The sequence below is a fragment of the Affinirhizobium straminoryzae genome (assembly GCF_007004135.1).
GTDB lineage: Bacteria > Pseudomonadota > Alphaproteobacteria > Rhizobiales > Rhizobiaceae > Neorhizobium > Neorhizobium straminoryzae.
In genome coordinates this window covers 1-15,207 of the sequence record NZ_VJMG01000022.1, presented here as the reverse complement: position 1 = coordinate 15,207, position 15,207 = coordinate 1, and the positions used below count along the sequence as shown (strand labels likewise).

At 63.5% G+C, this 15,207-nt stretch carries 16 protein-coding genes; 9 read left to right on the top strand and 7 right to left on the bottom strand.

The genetic code is table 11. The features are described from left to right. Nucleotides 1-157: 157 nt before the first annotated feature. Nucleotides 158-424, top strand: coding sequence for a WGR domain-containing protein (locus FNA46_RS09970; protein WP_143125048.1), 267 nt, complete (start codon nt 158-160; stop codon nt 422-424). On the opposite strand, the gene FNA46_RS09965 is transcribed toward FNA46_RS09970, so the two are convergent. Together FNA46_RS09965 and FNA46_RS09960 are read right to left on the bottom strand one after the other, a co-directional pair. Further along, nucleotides 388-1,605 carry a LysR family transcriptional regulator gene (locus FNA46_RS09965; protein ID WP_185969793.1) on the bottom strand — a complete coding sequence of 406 codons (1,218 nt, stop codon included), beginning with the start codon at nt 1,603-1,605 and terminating at the stop codon, nt 388-390. The genes FNA46_RS09970 and FNA46_RS09965 overlap by 37 nt on opposite strands. After that, nucleotides 1,602-2,489, bottom strand: coding sequence for an NAD(P)-dependent oxidoreductase (locus tag FNA46_RS09960; protein ID WP_246102992.1), 888 nt, complete (start codon nt 2,487-2,489; stop codon nt 1,602-1,604). Before FNA46_RS09960 ends, FNA46_RS09965 begins: the two co-directional genes overlap by 4 nt. A gap of 160 nt (nt 2,490-2,649) precedes the next feature. On the opposite strand from FNA46_RS09960, the gene FNA46_RS09955 reads away from it, so the two are divergent. Genes FNA46_RS09955 through FNA46_RS09940 form a run of 4 tightly spaced genes read left to right on the top strand, consistent with a single transcriptional unit; the run spans nt 2,650 to nt 6,137 of the window. Continuing rightward, nucleotides 2,650-3,396: a PIG-L deacetylase family protein gene (locus FNA46_RS09955; protein ID WP_143125046.1), complete on the top strand. Its 747-nt coding sequence runs from the start codon at nt 2,650-2,652 to the stop codon at nt 3,394-3,396. A gap of 54 nt (nt 3,397-3,450) precedes the next feature. Further along, nucleotides 3,451-4,419: a VOC family protein gene (locus FNA46_RS09950; RefSeq protein ID WP_143125045.1), complete on the top strand. Its 969-nt coding sequence runs from the start codon at nt 3,451-3,453 to the stop codon at nt 4,417-4,419. 1 nt (nt 4,420) lies between these two features. Further along, the gene (locus FNA46_RS09945; protein ID WP_143125044.1) at nt 4,421-5,092 is read left to right on the top strand and encodes a 4-carboxy-4-hydroxy-2-oxoadipate aldolase/oxaloacetate decarboxylase; all 672 of its coding nucleotides are present in this window, start codon (nt 4,421-4,423) and stop codon (nt 5,090-5,092) included. After that, on the top strand, nt 5,085-6,137 hold the full coding sequence (locus FNA46_RS09940; RefSeq protein ID WP_143125043.1) for a 4-oxalomesaconate tautomerase: 1,053 nt from the start codon (nt 5,085-5,087) through the stop codon (nt 6,135-6,137). The genes FNA46_RS09945 and FNA46_RS09940 overlap by 8 nt, the downstream gene beginning before the upstream one ends. A gap of 103 nt (nt 6,138-6,240) precedes the next feature. Here FNA46_RS09940 and FNA46_RS09935 read toward each other — a convergent pair whose 3' ends face one another. Continuing rightward, entirely contained in the window at nt 6,241-7,134 is an 894-nt protein-coding gene (locus FNA46_RS09935; RefSeq protein ID WP_210245868.1) for a LysR family transcriptional regulator, read from the bottom strand. 104 nt (nt 7,135-7,238) lie between these two features. Between FNA46_RS09935 and FNA46_RS09930 the strand changes: the two genes are divergently transcribed. Then, the gene (locus FNA46_RS09930) at nt 7,239-7,754 is read left to right on the top strand and encodes an SRPBCC family protein (RefSeq protein WP_143125041.1); all 516 of its coding nucleotides are present in this window, start codon (nt 7,239-7,241) and stop codon (nt 7,752-7,754) included. A 53-nt stretch (nt 7,755-7,807) separates the two neighbouring features. On the opposite strand, the gene yghX is transcribed toward FNA46_RS09930, so the two are convergent. From yghX to FNA46_RS09915, 3 genes are all read right to left on the bottom strand, one after another. Beyond that, nucleotides 7,808-8,695: a YghX family hydrolase gene (gene yghX, locus FNA46_RS09925; RefSeq protein ID WP_143125040.1), complete on the bottom strand. Its 888-nt coding sequence runs from the start codon at nt 8,693-8,695 to the stop codon at nt 7,808-7,810. Between the two features lie 124 nt (nt 8,696-8,819). After that, complete coding sequence (locus tag FNA46_RS09920) at nt 8,820-10,073, bottom strand: ATP-binding protein (RefSeq protein WP_143125039.1); 1,254 nt, start codon at nt 10,071-10,073, stop codon at nt 8,820-8,822. Beyond that, entirely contained in the window at nt 10,070-10,795 is a 726-nt protein-coding gene (locus FNA46_RS09915) for a response regulator (protein WP_143125038.1), read from the bottom strand. The genes FNA46_RS09920 and FNA46_RS09915 overlap by 4 nt, the downstream gene beginning before the upstream one ends. Nucleotides 10,796-11,460: 665 nt before the next feature. On the opposite strand from FNA46_RS09915, the gene FNA46_RS09910 reads away from it, so the two are divergent. Next, the gene (locus FNA46_RS09910) at nt 11,461-12,060 is read left to right on the top strand and encodes a biliverdin-producing heme oxygenase (protein ID WP_143125037.1); all 600 of its coding nucleotides are present in this window, start codon (nt 11,461-11,463) and stop codon (nt 12,058-12,060) included. Between the two features lie 11 nt (nt 12,061-12,071). Here the strand turns inward: FNA46_RS09910 and FNA46_RS09905 are convergent, their stop codons facing one another. After that, on the bottom strand, nt 12,072-13,088 hold the full coding sequence (locus FNA46_RS09905) for a LacI family DNA-binding transcriptional regulator (protein WP_143125036.1): 1,017 nt from the start codon (nt 13,086-13,088) through the stop codon (nt 12,072-12,074). Nucleotides 13,089-13,225: 137 nt separating this feature from the next. Between FNA46_RS09905 and FNA46_RS09900 the strand changes: the two genes are divergently transcribed. Then, a complete protein-coding gene (locus FNA46_RS09900) occupies nt 13,226-14,269 on the top strand; it encodes a Gfo/Idh/MocA family protein (RefSeq protein WP_143125035.1) in 1,044 nt (347 codons plus the stop codon). Nucleotides 14,270-14,272: 3 nt separating this feature from the next. Next, entirely contained in the window at nt 14,273-15,175 is a 903-nt protein-coding gene (locus FNA46_RS09895) for a sugar phosphate isomerase/epimerase family protein (protein ID WP_143125034.1), read from the top strand. Nucleotides 15,176-15,207 lie beyond the last annotated feature (32 nt).

The window sequence follows — 15,207 nt, the reverse complement described above, 5'->3', positions numbered from 1 at the left end:
TTGCGCAATAACGCAGCAACTCTATTCGAAGTTTAATTTTTGTGCAGCATGCCGTGTGCGGCGGCAACTGAGGGGATCACCGAATGGAATCGATCCGAGGGGATCGATTCAGAACTCTCGTTGGACGCTTGACATTGCAGCTGCGATTCTTGTGTCCATGACGATCCGGCAGCCCTATCACCTCTATATCGAGCGGCGCGATGCCACGAAGAACATGGCGCGCTACTATGTCATGGAGATCTCGCCGACCCTGTTCGGCGAGATCTGTCTCACACGATGCTGGGGCCGCATCGGTGCTGGCGGCCAAAGCAAGCAGCATCATTTTGTCTGCGAAGAGGATGCCGTGCACCTTTTTCTGAGGCTGCTGCGGCAGAAGCGGGCCCGCGGTTATGCGCCAAGGCCGGCATCCTGCGACTGCGCCTGATGGCGTGCCGCATCCTCGCCCTCGGCGGTGATCAGCGCCATCATCCGCTTTTGCGCGCGGGTCGGCCGCCAGTTTGCGCGCGTGGTGATGCCGATGGGGCGCAACAGGTGATCGGTGGGGAAAGCAAGCGCGACCAGCAGGCCGTGCTCGCATTCCGGCTGTGACTGGTGGCGTGACAGGCAGCCGAGATGCCGGCCATCCGTCAGCAGTTCCCGTATCAGCAGCAGCGAGCCGGATTCGATGATGGGGGCGGGAGGCCGGTATCCTGCTGCGGTAAACAATGTTTCGAACTGGTCGCGTGTCGGGGTTCCCGTTCGGGGAACGACCCAGGGATAGGCGAGGAGATCCTCGATGGATGGTGTGGGACGGCCGGCCAGCGGATGGCCGGGACCGGCGAGCAGCGCCAGCCGGTCATGGAACAGCGGTGTCTGAACCACGTCGCCGATGGGGGCCGGCACGCGCAGGGCGCCGACCAGGAGATCGATCGACCCCCGCCGCAAGCCGCCCAGCAGTTCGTCATAGGGTCCATCGAGGATGCGGACGGGGCAGGTGGGATGTTCCAGGCGAAAGCGTCTGAGGGCGCGCGGCAGCAGGGTGGAGCGGGCAAGCGGCATCGCGCCGACCACCACGCTGCCGGCTTCTTCGCCGTCGAACTCGGAAAGCTCGGCTGCGGCCTGATCCAGTTCGTAGAGCGCCAGCCGTGCCGCCTGGATCAGCGACTGGCAGAGCCGTGTCGGCAAAATGCCGAAGGCGGTGCGCTCGAACAGGCTGCGCGCCGATTCCTGCTCGACCTGCGTCACTGCCCGGTGCACCGTCGGCTGGGCCAGTGCCAGCCTGCGCGCGGCCAGCGTGAAGTTCTCGCTTTCACCGACGGCGATCAGGGCCTGTAGCTGCGCCTGCGTCAGCGTCGTCTTCAGCCGTGGCGAAATCTCCTCCAGCACCGGATCGAGCAGCGCAAAGGCACTGTCGACGCGATGTTGAAGAATATGGCCGCGCGGGGTGAGAAAGAAGCCGTGACGGCTGCGCTGAAACAGGGATCCGCCTGTTTCCCGCTCCAGCTTGGTGATGGCCTGCGTGACGGCCGGCTGGGAGATGTGCCAGGCCTCCGCCACTGCCGTCAGCGTCTTCAATCGGGCGACGGCGGTAAACAGACGCAGATGGCGCAGGTTTTGCGCCGTCATAGCCGGTCGAGCACCCGGTCGGATCGTTCCGCCAGATCATCCGCTCCAGGGTCAAGGTGAAGGCCGGCCAGTCGCCTTTGCCATTCCACGGTGCCGCGGCTCATCCAGTCGGGCAGGCCGAAGGCGGTGAGCGTTGCGCAAACCTCCTCCATTTCGGCGGCGCGGCGTGCGCCATGAACCAGCATACGGTCCAGATTGTAGGCGCCGCGCTTTCGCCAGTCGATGCCGGGATCGGAGGCCTGCAGCGAGGCGAGAACGGCCTCCTCCACCCCGGCGCGCCGGGCGGCCAGCAGGCATTCACTGGTCAGTGCTTCCAGCCCCTTGATCATCACCGAGCGTAGCATCTTGATGCTGGAGGCGTCTCCCACCCGCTCCCCCGCAAGGCTCGGGCGCATGCCGAGCGCGATCAGCAGACCGGCAGCCATCTCGGCATCCGGACCGGCGAGCAGCACCGGCACCTCGTGTCGCTTCGGATAGACCGGCGCCATGATCGCCATGTCGACATAGCGCCCGCCGGCTGCTCCGATGACCTCCGCTGCCTGATGCTTGGTCTGGGGAGAACAGGAATTACCGTCGAGCCAGAGCGTGCCGGGCAGGATGTGGGGTGCTGCGGCGCGTGCAGCATTGAGTGCCTGATCGGCAGTGACGAGGCAAAAGACGAGGCCCGCTTTGGCCAGCGCCGCGCCGGGTGTGTCTTTCGGAGTTACCTTTGCCTGTCGGCAACGCTCAAGGGTCAGGCTGTCTGCCTCGACGCCGGCAAGCTTCGGATCATAAGCGCGAAGCCCGCCCGCGCCGGGATGAGACCAGTGGGCAGCCAGCGCATGGGCCGCCTCGCCGAAGCCGATAAAGCCGATGGCAGGCATTTTTCCCCTGTGTCCGGACATCCGCTCGCCTCCCCTTGTGTGCGGAAGAGTGTGGCAAAGGCTGCCCGTCAACGCCAGCCCTTATAGCTTGAACTTATGATGAGGTGCGGTGTTTCCATTTGATCTCGAGCGGCTGCCGGCGCAAGCCTTGGGAGGAGGAAACCTTCGGGAAGGAAACAGGATGTCCAGCGAAAGCCCGGCGGGAAAGACCGCTCTTGTCATCAGCGCGCATGCTGCCGATTTTGTCTGGCGCTGCGGCGGCGCCATCGCGCTGCATGCGGCAAAAGGCTATCAGGTCACGGTCGTTTGCCTCTCCTTCGGCGAACGCGGCGAATCCGCCAAGCTGTGGAAACAGCCGGGCATGACCCTGGAGCGGGTGAAGGCTGCGCGGCGGACGGAAGCGGAAAAGGCGGCCGAGGCGCTTGGCGTGCATGACCTGATCAGTTTCGATCTCGGCGACTATCCGCTGCGGCTGACGGACGACGACAAGTATCGCCTTGTCGACGTGATCCGCGCCGTGCAGCCGGCCTTCATGCTCAGCCACTCGCACTACGATCCCTACAACACCGACCACATGTATGCGACGCAGGTGGCGCTCGAGGCGCGAATGATCGCCCAGGCCTGGGGGCATAATCCCGGCCAGACGGTGCTCGGCGCCCCGCAACTCTATCTGTTCGAGCCGCACCAGACCGAGCAGATGGGCTGGAAGCCGGATGTCTTCCTCGACATCACACCCGTCTGGGACCGAAAACGGGCCGCCATCGAATGCATGGAGGGCCAGGAGCATCTGTGGGAGTATTACACACGCGTGGCGGAAAACCGGGCCAACCACTTCATGCGCAATTCCGGCGGTCAGTCGGGTGGCCGGGCCGCGAAATATGCGGAAGGTTTTCAGTCGGTCTTTCCGCGCACGGTGGACGAGCTTTAGGCTCGCTCCGGCTGATCCGGACCGGCCGTCACGCAGCACTGGGGAGGAGCCCGCATGTCTGAGCCCACCAATCCGTCCTTCGATATTGCCCATCTCGGCCATGTCGAAATGTTCACCGATCGCTTCGAGGACAGCCTCGATTTCTTCACCCGCGTCTATGGTCTGAAACTCTCCGGAAAGGATGAGGCTTCCGCCTATCTGCGGGCCTGGGACGATTACGAATACTGCACGCTGAAGCTGACGCGGGCCACGACCACAGGCGTCGGTCATATCGGTTATCGCGCCGCAAGCCCGGACGCGCTTCAGCGCCGCGTGGCGGCGATCGAAGCCTCGGGCTACGCCGTGCATGGCTGGACTGACGGGGATGAGAGCCACGGCCCCGCCTTCCGCTTCGAGGATCCGTTCGGCCATATCTTCGAGATCTATTGGGAAACGCGGTGGTATCAGCCGCAGCAGGAGGCTGAGCGGGCAGCGCTGAAGAACACGGCCTCTGCCTTTTCCGGTGCTGCGCCGCGCCGGCTCGACCATCTGAACCTCTTAAGTTCCGACGTCCGGGAGTTCCGTCGCTTCATGGAAACCTGCCTTGGCGCGCGCGTGACGGAAATGATCCAGCTGGACAATGGCCGGCTCGGCGGTTGCTGGTTCACCATCAACAACAAGACCTATGATCTCGCCTGCACGGAAGAACATGGTGGTGGCAATGCCCGCCTGCACCATGTGACCTATGCCACGGACCAGCGGGAAGACATTCTGCGGGCCGCCGACATCTTCCTTCAGAACGGCGTGCACATCGAAACCGGGCCGCACAAGCACGCGATTCAGGGCACCTTCTTCCTCTATGTCTGGGAACCGGCCGGCAACCGCGTCGAACTGGCCAATGCAGGGGCACGGCTGATCCTCGCGCCGGACTGGCAGCCGGTGGTCTGGACGGAAACGGAGCGACGCAAGGGCCAGGCCTGGGGCCTGAAGACGATCGAAACCTTCCATACGCACGGTACACCGCCGGTGAACAAGGAGCACTGACATGGGCGTGGTTGTCCAGAACATCGAACGCGCCGCGGCCTCCGTTATCGATGGTCTTGCTGCGGCCGGTGTCGCGACCGTGCATGAGGCGCAGGGGCGCAGGGGCATTCTGGCAAGCTATCTGCGGCCGATCTATGCGGGGGGCCAGATCGCGGGCTCCGCGATCACGATTTCTGCGCCGCCCGGCGACAACTGGATGCTGCATGTGGCGATCGAGCAGCTAAAGCCGGGCGACATTCTTGTCCTGGCGCCGACCAGCCCCTGTGACACCGGCTATTTCGGCGATCTGCTGGCGACATCTGCCAAGGCGCGCGGTTGCCGCGGTCTGATCATCGATGCCGGCGTGCGGGATGTGCGGGATCTGACCGCCATGGGGTTTCCCGTCTGGTCGAAGGCGATTTCCGCGCAGGGTACGGTGAAGGAAACGCTGGGCTCGGTGAATGTGCCCGTGGTCTGTGCCGGAGCGCATATCGAGGCAGGCGACGTGATCGTCGCCGATGACGATGGCGTTTGCGTCGTGCGCCGCGCGGAGGCGGACGCGGTGCTCGCTGCGGCGCAACAGCGGCTGGCCAATGAAGAGATGAAGCGCAAGCGCCTTGCGGCCGGCGAACTGGGGCTCGACATCTACAACATGCGACCGGCGCTGGACGCCAAGGGGCTGAAATATGTCTGACGGTATCCGTTGCCTGTGGATGCGCGGCGGAACGTCCAAGGGCGCCTACTTCCTCAAGGAAGACCTGCCGGCCGATCCCGCCGAACGCGACGATCTGCTGCTGCAGATCTTGGGGTCGCCCGATCCGCGCCAGATCGATGGCATCGGCGGCGCCGATCCGCTGACATCGAAGGTGGCAGTCCTGTCACCGCCCAGCCGGCTGGATGCCGATGTGGACTATCTGTTCCTGCAGGTCTTCGTCGACAAGGCGCTGGTCAGCGATGCGCAGGGTTGCGGCAACATTCTGGCTGGCGTTGGTCCGGCGGCGATCGAGCGGGGCCTTGTCGCCCCGACCGGCGAGTGCACCGAGGTCCGCATCCACATGGTCAATACCGGTGAGGTGGCCGTGGCACGGATTGCGACTCCCGGCGGCCGTGTGAACTATGCCGGCGACACCGAGATTGCCGGCGTGCCCGGTCGCCACGCGGCGGTGCCGTTGCTGTTCATGAACACGACAGGTTCGATGTGCGGCGCACTGCTGCCGACCGGAAACACGGTGGACGTGATCGACGGCGTGGAGGCGACGCTGATCGATAACGGCATGCCCTGCGTCATCCTGCGCGCCACCGATTTCGGACTGACGGGGGAGGAAAGCCGCGAGGCGCTGGAGGCCGACGAGGCGCTCAAAGCGAGGATCGAGGCGATCCGCCTGCAGGCGGGGCCGATGATGATGCTCGGCGACGTAACGGCCGCCTCCGTGCCGAAGATGACGCTTGTCTCTGCACCTCGGGCCGGTGGCGCCATTGCGACGCGCAGCTTCATTCCGCATCGCGTGCATGCGACCGTCGGCGTCTTTGCCGCGATCACGGTGGCGACTGCCACCCGTCTTGCAGGAACCACTGCCCACACGCTCGCCGTCCAGCCTCCCGACGGACGCTATCAGGTGGAACATCCGACGGGTGCCATGGAAGTGTTTCTCGACATTGCGGAGGATGGGACACTGCGCGGGGCGGGATCCGTGCGTACTGCCCGCAAGCTGTTCGACGGGATGGTGTTTCCGCGGTAAACCTTCCATGCATCTCAAGCAGCAGTGGAGATGCATGGAAGGGTTCCGTCGCCCTGCCGGAGCGCGGGATCTCTGCCGAGGCAAGCCAAATCCGTCAGTGTTGTCAGCTTGCCAGTTCCGCGATCCGATCGCGCAGCCAGCGATGCGCAGCGTCGTGCTGCAGGCGTTCGTGCCAGGTCAACAGTTTGCTGAAGCCGGTCACCGCAAGTGGCGGCTCGGTGATGTGAAGACCGGTCATCTCGGCCACCAGCCGCCGCGGTAGCAAGGCCATCAGGTCGCTGCAACGGATCATCTCGATCAACACCATGAAGCTCGGGATGCTGGCGACGACGCGGCGGCGGCGCCCCATCCTGGCCAGTGCCTCGTCAGTTGCGCCGCGAAACTGCGTGCCGTCATGCGACATGATGCCGTGATCGAGGGCGCAGAGAAGGTCGAGATCCATTGGCTGGCTGGCTGCCGGGTGGTTGTCGCGCATCACGCACACATAGGTCTCATCGAACAGGTGGCGGCTACGCATGGTGTCCTGTGCCATGTCCGGGGTAATCAGGGCCATGTCAACCAGCCCGCTCTCCATCTGTCGTGCAAGGTGTTCCCTGTCGACGGGGCGCACGGCAACACGGATGCCGGGCGCGTCGTGTCGAAGGCTTGTCAGCAGCGGCAGAACCACGGCTTTCTGCGCATAGTCCGTTGCCGCGAGACTTATCGTGAGGTTTGTCATGCCTGGCTCGAAGACATGCGGGACGAGAACTGACTGGATCGCGGCGAGCGCCGCCCGCACCGGTTCCGCGAGTGCCTCGGCGCGCGGTGTTGGGATCACGCCGCGCTGGGTGCGCACGAACAGCGGGTCATCGAACGTGTCGCGCAGGCGCGCCAGCATGCCGCTGACGGCCGGTTGTGTCAGGCCCAGCATGTCTGCGGCCCGCGTCACCGATCCGGTTTCGATCAGGGCAGCGAAGGCCTTCAGCAGATTGAGGTCGGTTGTCTTGATATCGGCCACGATGATAACTGAAATCAGAAATAGCGATTGGAGTTATAACTGATCCATCGGCATTTTCCCAGCATCCGACGTCGCATGGGCGTTGACGATTTCAGGAGAATGACATGAGCGATATCCTATGGCCAAAAGGCTATGTCCCCGGTTTCACCGACAACTACTGCTCGAACGAAGTGATCGTGGCCGGGCTGACGACGGCCGATGTCTGGCCCTTTCTCAACGTTCCGGACCGCTGGCCGACCTACTATCGTAACGCGGCCGATATCCTTATTGAAGACGGGAAGGGCCCGGCACTCGAACCGGACGTGCGGTTCTTCTTCAGCACTTTTGGCTTTCCCGTCAATGCTCAGGTGGTCGAGCATGTGCCGCCTGTTGAGGGACAGCCGGCGCGGATTGCCTGGCATGGGTGGGCAGGCGAGGAGGGCACAGAAGCGCGTCTGGATGTTCACCATGCCTGGCTGATCGAAGATCTGTCGTGTGGCCGGGTTCGCATTCTCACGCAGGAAACACAGAACGGAGGGCCTGCGAGGGATCTGGCGAAGTCCGTGCCCAATCCCATGATCAACGGCCACCAGGAATGGCTGGACGGGCTGGTTGCCGCGGCCCGCGCGACCAGGGGCTGAGCGGCACCCTTGTGAGATGGCCGCCCTGCGGGTGCGGGCGCGGCCATTGTTGATCAGGCCAGATAGCGCTTGAACCAGGCGATTGTCCGGTCCCAAGCGAGTTTTGCGGCGGCTTCGTCGTAACGCGGCGTGGAATCGTTGTGGAAGCCGTGGTTCACGCCGGGATAGATATAGGCCTCGTAGGTCTTGTGATTTGCCTTCAGCGCCGCTTCATAGGCCGGCCAGCCCTCGTTGATGCGGGTATCAAGTTCCGCATAGTGGATAAGAAGCGGCGCCTTGATCTTCGCCACGTCTTCCGCGCGCGGCTGGCGGCCGTAGAAGGGCACGGCGGCGGCGAGTTCCGGATAGGCGACGGCGGCCGCATTGGCAACGCCCCCGCCATAGCAGAAGCCGGTGATGCCGACCTTGCCGGTGGATTGCGGATATTCCATCAGGAATTCGACCGCGGCGAAGAAGTCGTTCATCAGCTTTTCCGGATCGACCTTGGCCTGAAGCTCGCGGCCCTTGTCGTCGTTGCCGGGATACCCGCCGACAGAGGTGAGGCCATCCGGCGCCAGCGCGATGAAACCGGCTTTCGCCACGCGACGCGCCACATCCTCGATATAGGGGTTGAGGCCACGGTTTTCGTGCACCACCACGACGGCCGGCGCCTTGCTTTCCAGTTTGGCCGGCTTCACGAGATAGGCGCGCACCTGGCCATTGCCCTTCTCCGAGGCATAGGTGATGTATTCCGGGAGGATGTCAGGATCGGTGAACTCGACCTGCTGCGCGAGCGCATAATCCGGTGAAAGCTGTGCGACCAGCGCGGCGGCCGTCATGCCGCCCACCGCGAACTTCGCGGCGCGATCGAGAAACTCGCGCTTGGTGATCTTCCCATGCGCATAGAAATCGTAAAGCTCCAGCAGTTCCTGCGGAAAGTCCCTTGCGGTCAGTCTCGTCATCGTGGTCTCCCTCCAAGCCATGCGCCCATAACAGCACAGTATTCGCACGAGCGTGCAGAAGGGATTTCTTTCATAAGCGGAGATGCAATCACGTTTGCGTCACCGGAAAGCCTCCGGACCGCGGTCAGGCGGAAAGCGGCAACCGCACCGTCTGCACAAGCCCGCCGGCCGGCCGGTTTGCGATGTCGATATCGCCGCCGAAGCGGTTGACGATTTCCTTGGCAATTGCAAGGCCGAGGCCTGCCCCCGGCGCCGTCTTGCGGCGGGCAGGATCGACGCGGAAAAACGGTTCGAAGACCTGGCCGAGCAGATCCTCGGGAATGCCCGGCCCGCCATCCTCGATGGTCAGAACGGCGTCTTTGGCTGTCGTCTCGAGCCGCCAGCGACCACCGCCGCCATGAGTGGCGGCATTGATCACGAGATTGCGCAGCGCCCGCTTCAGCGCCATGGGTTGCGCTGGCACGGTTGCATCGGCGGCACTGGAAAGCTCGATGGCAAAGCCGAGTTTTGCCAGTTCTTCCGTGATCAGCCGCACCATGATGTCGAGACGGATCAACTCCGGCCCGGAGTCGCTGGTCTCCTCGCGCACCAGCCCGATCGCGCTGTCGGCGATCGAGTCCAGTTCCTCGAGATCGGACAGCCATTTGGCGCGCTCGTCATCACCGCTGATGAACTCCGCCCTGAGCCGCATGCGGGTCATGGGGGTCCGCAGGTCATGGCCGGCGGCTGCCACCAGCCGCATGCGGCTTTCCAGAGCGCTGCGCAGCCGGCTGCTCAGCCGGTTCAGCGCGCGAGCCGTGGCGCGCACCTCGCGGCTGCCCTTTTCGGGGATGGGCGGCAGAAGCCCGTCCTTGCCGATACTTTCGGCAGCGCCTTCCAGAAGTTCCAGCGGCCGGGTGATCTTCGAGGCGATGAAGAAGGAAATGGCAAGGCTTCCAAGCACGATCAGCAGCATCCAGCCGCCGAGGATATAGAGCCAGTCGGAGGGCGGTGCGCGATGCGGGATGCGAAACACCGCCCATGCGCCATCCGGCGTGCGCACGGCCGCCATCATCGGCGGGGTCTCACTCGTCTTGATGACCTCGGAGGGCAGATGGATGTCGTCGGCTGCCAGCATCTCGACAAGGGCTTCGCTCAACCGCGCATGGGGTTGGCCGTCCGGAAGCCGGTTGTCCAGCCGGGCGCCGGCGGTTGCGGCCTTCGCCGGGTCGGTTTCCACCAGCGCCAGCGTCAGCCGCATCTGCGACACAACCGGCGCAAGGATGTCGTGTGCATCCGGCGGCTCCAGCACGCGGCTGGCAACGAAGGTGGCCAGTCCGACCACCGACACGATGGATAGCACAAGGAGCGCTGCGATGCGGTGGTAAAGCGACTTCATCGGCCGCCCGCAAGGGTTCTGACGGTCACCGTCAGCTGGTACCCGCCATTGCGGACGGTCTTGAAGATCATGGCCTCCGTATGCTCGTTGAGCTTGCGCCGCAGCCGGCTGATCAGTACGTCGATCGAACGGTCCATCGGATCGCGGTTGCGGCCCTGTGTGAGATCGAGCAACTGGTCGCGCGACAGAAGCCGGCCGGGGCGTTCCAGGAAAACCTGTAGCAAATCGAATTCGGCACCTGTGAGGTCGAGCTGGGCGCCGCTCTCGTGGCGGACCATGCGAAGAGCAGGATCAGCCTCGAAGCCCTCGAAGAAATAGAGCCGGGCGGATGGCGGGCTTTCCGCTGTCTGCCCCGTGCGCCGGAGGATGGCCTTGATACGTGCCAGAAGTTCGCGCGGGTTGAAGGGTTTGCCGAGATAGTCGTCGGCGCCGATTTCCAGACCGATGATCCGGTCGACGTCTTCCTTCAGTGCGGTCAGCAGGATGATGGCAAGCGAGGGCTGGCGCTCGCGCAGCATCCGGCAGATGTCGAGACCCGATCCGTCCGGCAGCATGACATCCAGCACCACCAGATCCGGCTTGCCGGTTGCCACCATCGCTTCGCATTCCTTCCGGTCGGCTGCAACGCTGACCCGCATGCCCTGTTCAGCCAGATAGCGCGACAGCAGCGACCGGATTTCACGGTCGTCGTCGACGATCAGGATGTGACCACTGCCGTTCATCAGATGTCCTTTCCAATCCAGTCCTGACTAGCCGATCGGCGACGCGGCAGCTGGAAAAAATTGTAAACCAATGTTTCCGAAGGGGAACGAGAAACATTTCGTTACAAAAATGCGACCGACGGAGATGTTCGGAAATCATCGGCACAACCCCGGAAACCGGTGACCGGTAAAAAGAGAGCGTCCCAGATTGTGGATTGCTTCGCCTCTTCGTGCACGTCCTCTGTCCGCGCACACGCGTTTTTCCGAGACCCGTGATCGCGTTTGACAGGGCGGCAGGATCTCCGAGCATCCGTCAAAGGGTAAGGCGTAATCGCTGGCGTTTATGCGTCGGCGCCATTGTTGAGCGGAAGAGAGGCCCCCCTGCCGCTTCCTCTGCTCCAGGCCGGCCCCTGTGCCTCCGGGGCCGGCCTTCTTTTTTATACCGCGTTCTCTCCATCCCGATGTGACGAACCAAGCCGGTTTTCTCCTGCAATGCCGAAAGGCAACCGGCGAGCGCGACTTTCCAGATTTATCTTGATTAATATAATCATGTTTGTGTATGCCGATCGTGCCGTCTGGCAGCAATCGTTGTCCGTCGGACTTTTCATTTGGACGCCCGGCGCTACCTGACGATGTTCCGATCGGTGTCGCCAGCCGAACCCTGCAATTTTCAAGAAGCAAAGACGATGACCATCCAACCCGCCAGCCCTGTCGACAGCCTTGCCGCGCGTCTGCGTGCCGAAACCCATCCGACACACGAGCGCCTTGATGGACGCATCATGTCGCTGCAGCCGTTTGCCGGGCGGCCGAACTATCTCCGCTTCCTCAAGATCCAGTGTGCGTTCCATGCCGCGATAGAGGAACTCTACGATGATGCCTGGCTGGCCTCTCTTCTGCCTGACCTTGCCGACCGGTGCCGCCTGGCTGAGGTGCGTGCCGATGTGGTGGATCTGGGCGGAGCTCCTGTTTTTCTGCCCGTTGAGGAAAGGCCCGCCATCGGGGGCGCCGAAGCGCTTGGCTGGCTTTATGTGGCGGAGGGGTCGAATCTCGGTGCCGCCTTCCTGCTCAAGGCGGCGAAGGAGCAGCTTGGCCTGTCGGAAGAGTTTGGTGCCCGTCATCTGGCCGGCCATCCGGAAGGCCGGGGCCTGCAGTGGCGTCGTTTCACCGCGGCGCTCGACGCGGTCGAACTGTCTGCCGAGGAAGAGGCTCGCGCCATCGAAGGAGCAAGGCGCGCCTTCGAATTCGTGCTGTCGCGGGTCGAGGCTGAGGCCGCCGCAGCGGCCTGAGCCGCCTGCGATCAGCCACTTTCGCCCTCGATGAAGTTCATCGGCCAGAGGCATTGGCGCGGCGCCTGCGGATAGGCGTCGGCAAAGGCGGGCATGGTGGAAAGCAGGCTTTCCGCCACCGCCACGCCAAGATCTCGCAGCGCGGGGCGAAAACAGGTCAGGCGCGGCGACAGGAACTGGACGAGCGGGCTGTATTGCCCGATCACCGCCACCTCGCGGCCGGGCGTCAGTCCGGCCTCTTCCAGCCCGCGATAGAAGCCGATCACGGTCGCCTCGTTCAGCAGGACCATGGCCGTTGGCTGTGCGGGCGCCGCGATAAAATTCCGCGCCAGCTTGTATCCGCCGCTTTCGTTCGGCCGGGAGCGGAAGACATGGGCCGGATCGAGCCGCAGCCCGTGCCGGGCCAGGGCCGCGTGACAACGTTCCTCGAACACGTAACCGAGGTTGATTTCGCCTTCCGGGCGGCCGATGGCGATCTTTTTGTGGCCCTTCGCCACAAGCCGATCGATGGCGGTCTCTGCCATGCCCTCGAAATCGAGGTCGTACCAGGGCTGGCCAACATCGCTCCGGCTGCGTCCCAGCGAAATGAAGGGTATGCCTGCCTTGTGCAGCGTGCCGAAGCGATCATCCCGGTAACGCGTGGCGGACAGGATGATGCCGTCGGCAAAGCCGCGCGCTACAACGCGCTTCATATAGGCATCGGGATCTTCTTCCGATGAGCAGAGCAGGGCGACGAGATCGAGCTTGTGGCGGGCGAGCACCGTCTGCACCCCGTCGAACACGCTCATGAAGAAGGTGTCGCCCTGGCCGGTGATTTCATGCCCGGTCTGCATCATGAAGCCGATGATGCCGGTGGCTCCCTTGCGCAGCGAACGGCCGGCCTGGTTCGCGACATAGCCGAATTTTTCGGCTGCCTCCAACACGCGCCTGCGGGTTTCGTCGTTCACATCCGGCTTGCCGTTCAAGGCGCGCGACACGGTGCCGATCGAGATATCGAGGTGATCTGCCAGTTGGCGAATGCCTTTCATGTGCGCCTTGTATCCCTTCTGCTCCGTTATCGTTTACGGAAAGCCTCTTGACAGGGCAAGTCCCCCGCAATTAGTGTCGTAAACGTTTACGGAAGGTGATGGAAGAGGAGTTCCATTCCGTCCGCAGGAGGATTTCAGTGACATACAGAGCCGTTTTGTGCGGGTGCGGAGCTATGGCCAGAGGCTGGCTGAGGGCCTTGCAGGACGATCCCGATCTGAAAAGGGATGTGATCGTCGTCGGTCTGGTGGATCTCAACCGAGGTGCGGCCGAGGCGCTGGCCCAGGATTTCGGACTGTCATCCGTCCGCATCGGAACCGATCTCGGCGAGGTGCTGACGGCGACGCGCGCGGAACTCGTGTTCGACGTGGTTGTGCCTGTCGCGCGGGCCGCCGTCGTGGAAACGGCCTTTGCTCATGGTTGCCATGTTCTGAGTGAAAAGCCTTTGTCCATCTCCATGGATGAAGCGCGGCATCTGATCGAAGTGGCACGGCAGGCAGGCCGCATCCACGCCATTGTGCAGAATCGCCGCTTCATCACGGGCATCCGCCGGCTGCGCCGGGCGGTGGAGGAGGGGGTCATCGGCACCTTGACCGGTGTTCACTGTGATTTCTTCATCGGTCCGCATTTCGGCGGCTTCCGGGACGACATGGATCATGTCCTGCTGCTCGACATGGCGATCCACACGCTGGATGCCGCCCGCTTCGTGTCCGGCAAGGTGCCGCTTTCGGTCTATTGCGTCGAAACCAATCCTGCCGGTTCCTGGTATCGCCACGGTGCGGCCGCCAATGCGATTTTCCGGCTCTCGGACGACGTCGTTCTGACCTATCGCGGCTCCTGGTGCGCGGAGGGCCGCCGGACCAGCTGGGAAAGCGCCTGGCGGCTGATCGGCTCCAAGGGCATGCTGACCTGGGATGGCGAAGACGCCTTCGAGGCGACGGTGGCGGGCGATGAGGCCGGCCTGCTGCGCGGCTTGCGCACGGTCGATGTGCCGCAAGCGCCGTTCGAAACGCAGACGCATGGCCACCGCAGCGTGCTGAGGGATTTTGTCGCGGCAATCCGTGGCGGCACGGTGCCCGAGACGGTGAGCCACGACAATATCAGAAGCCTTGCCATGGTGTTCGGCGCCATCGAAAGCGCCCGCACCGGCCAGGTCGTCAGCATTCAGACAGAAGGACATTGACCTGTGAGCAATCCCGCCCAGTCCATCCGTATCGGCACCATGATCAGCGCCTCGGCCGGCAAGGCCGCGGAGCGCATCGGCCAACTGTCCGACATGGGGTTTGAGAGCTTCCAGCCCTTCTTCTGGCAGACCACCAACGGCCAGGATCTGGCCGATCTCGGCAAGCGCTGCGTGGAGGCGATCGGCGATCGCGATATCACCATCTCCACCCTCGGCATGTTCGGCAATCCGCTCGAAGGCACCGACATCGACCTGCAGACGCTGCAGGGCTGGAAGGATTGCATCGATAATGCCCATCACTTCGGCGCAACCTGCGTGGCCGGTTTCACCGGCCGCGTGCGCGGCAGGCCGCTGCCGGACAGCCTTCCGCGCTATCGCGAGATCTGGAGCGAGCTTGCCCGCCGCGCGGCTGACAAGGGCGTGAAGATTGCCTTCGAGAACTGCGCCATGGACGGCAACTGGCAGACGGGTGACTGGAACATCGCCCACAATCCGGATGCCTGGGAACTGATCTTCAACGAGACGCCGGACGATCATATCGGGCTCGAATGGGAGCCTTGCCACCAGATGGTCTATCTGATCGAGCCTTTGCCGCAGATCCGCAAATGGGCGCACAAGTTCTTCCACATCCATGGCAAGGACGCCACGATCCGCTGGGACGTGATCCGCGAGCACGGCATTTTCGGCAAGCATCCCTTCGTCTTCATGCGCACGCCGGGCTTTGGCGACACCAACTGGACGGATGTGATGTCCGAGCTTCGGCTTGCCGGATGGTCCGGTTCCGTCGATATCGAAGGCTGGCATGATCCCGTCTACCGCGACCAGCTGGAAATGACGGGCCAGGTGCATGCGCTGAACTACCTCAAGAATTGCCGGGGCGGCAGTTTCGTGACCGATCCCCAGTAAGACGCCACGGCCAGCGTCCTCCCCGCCGGCCG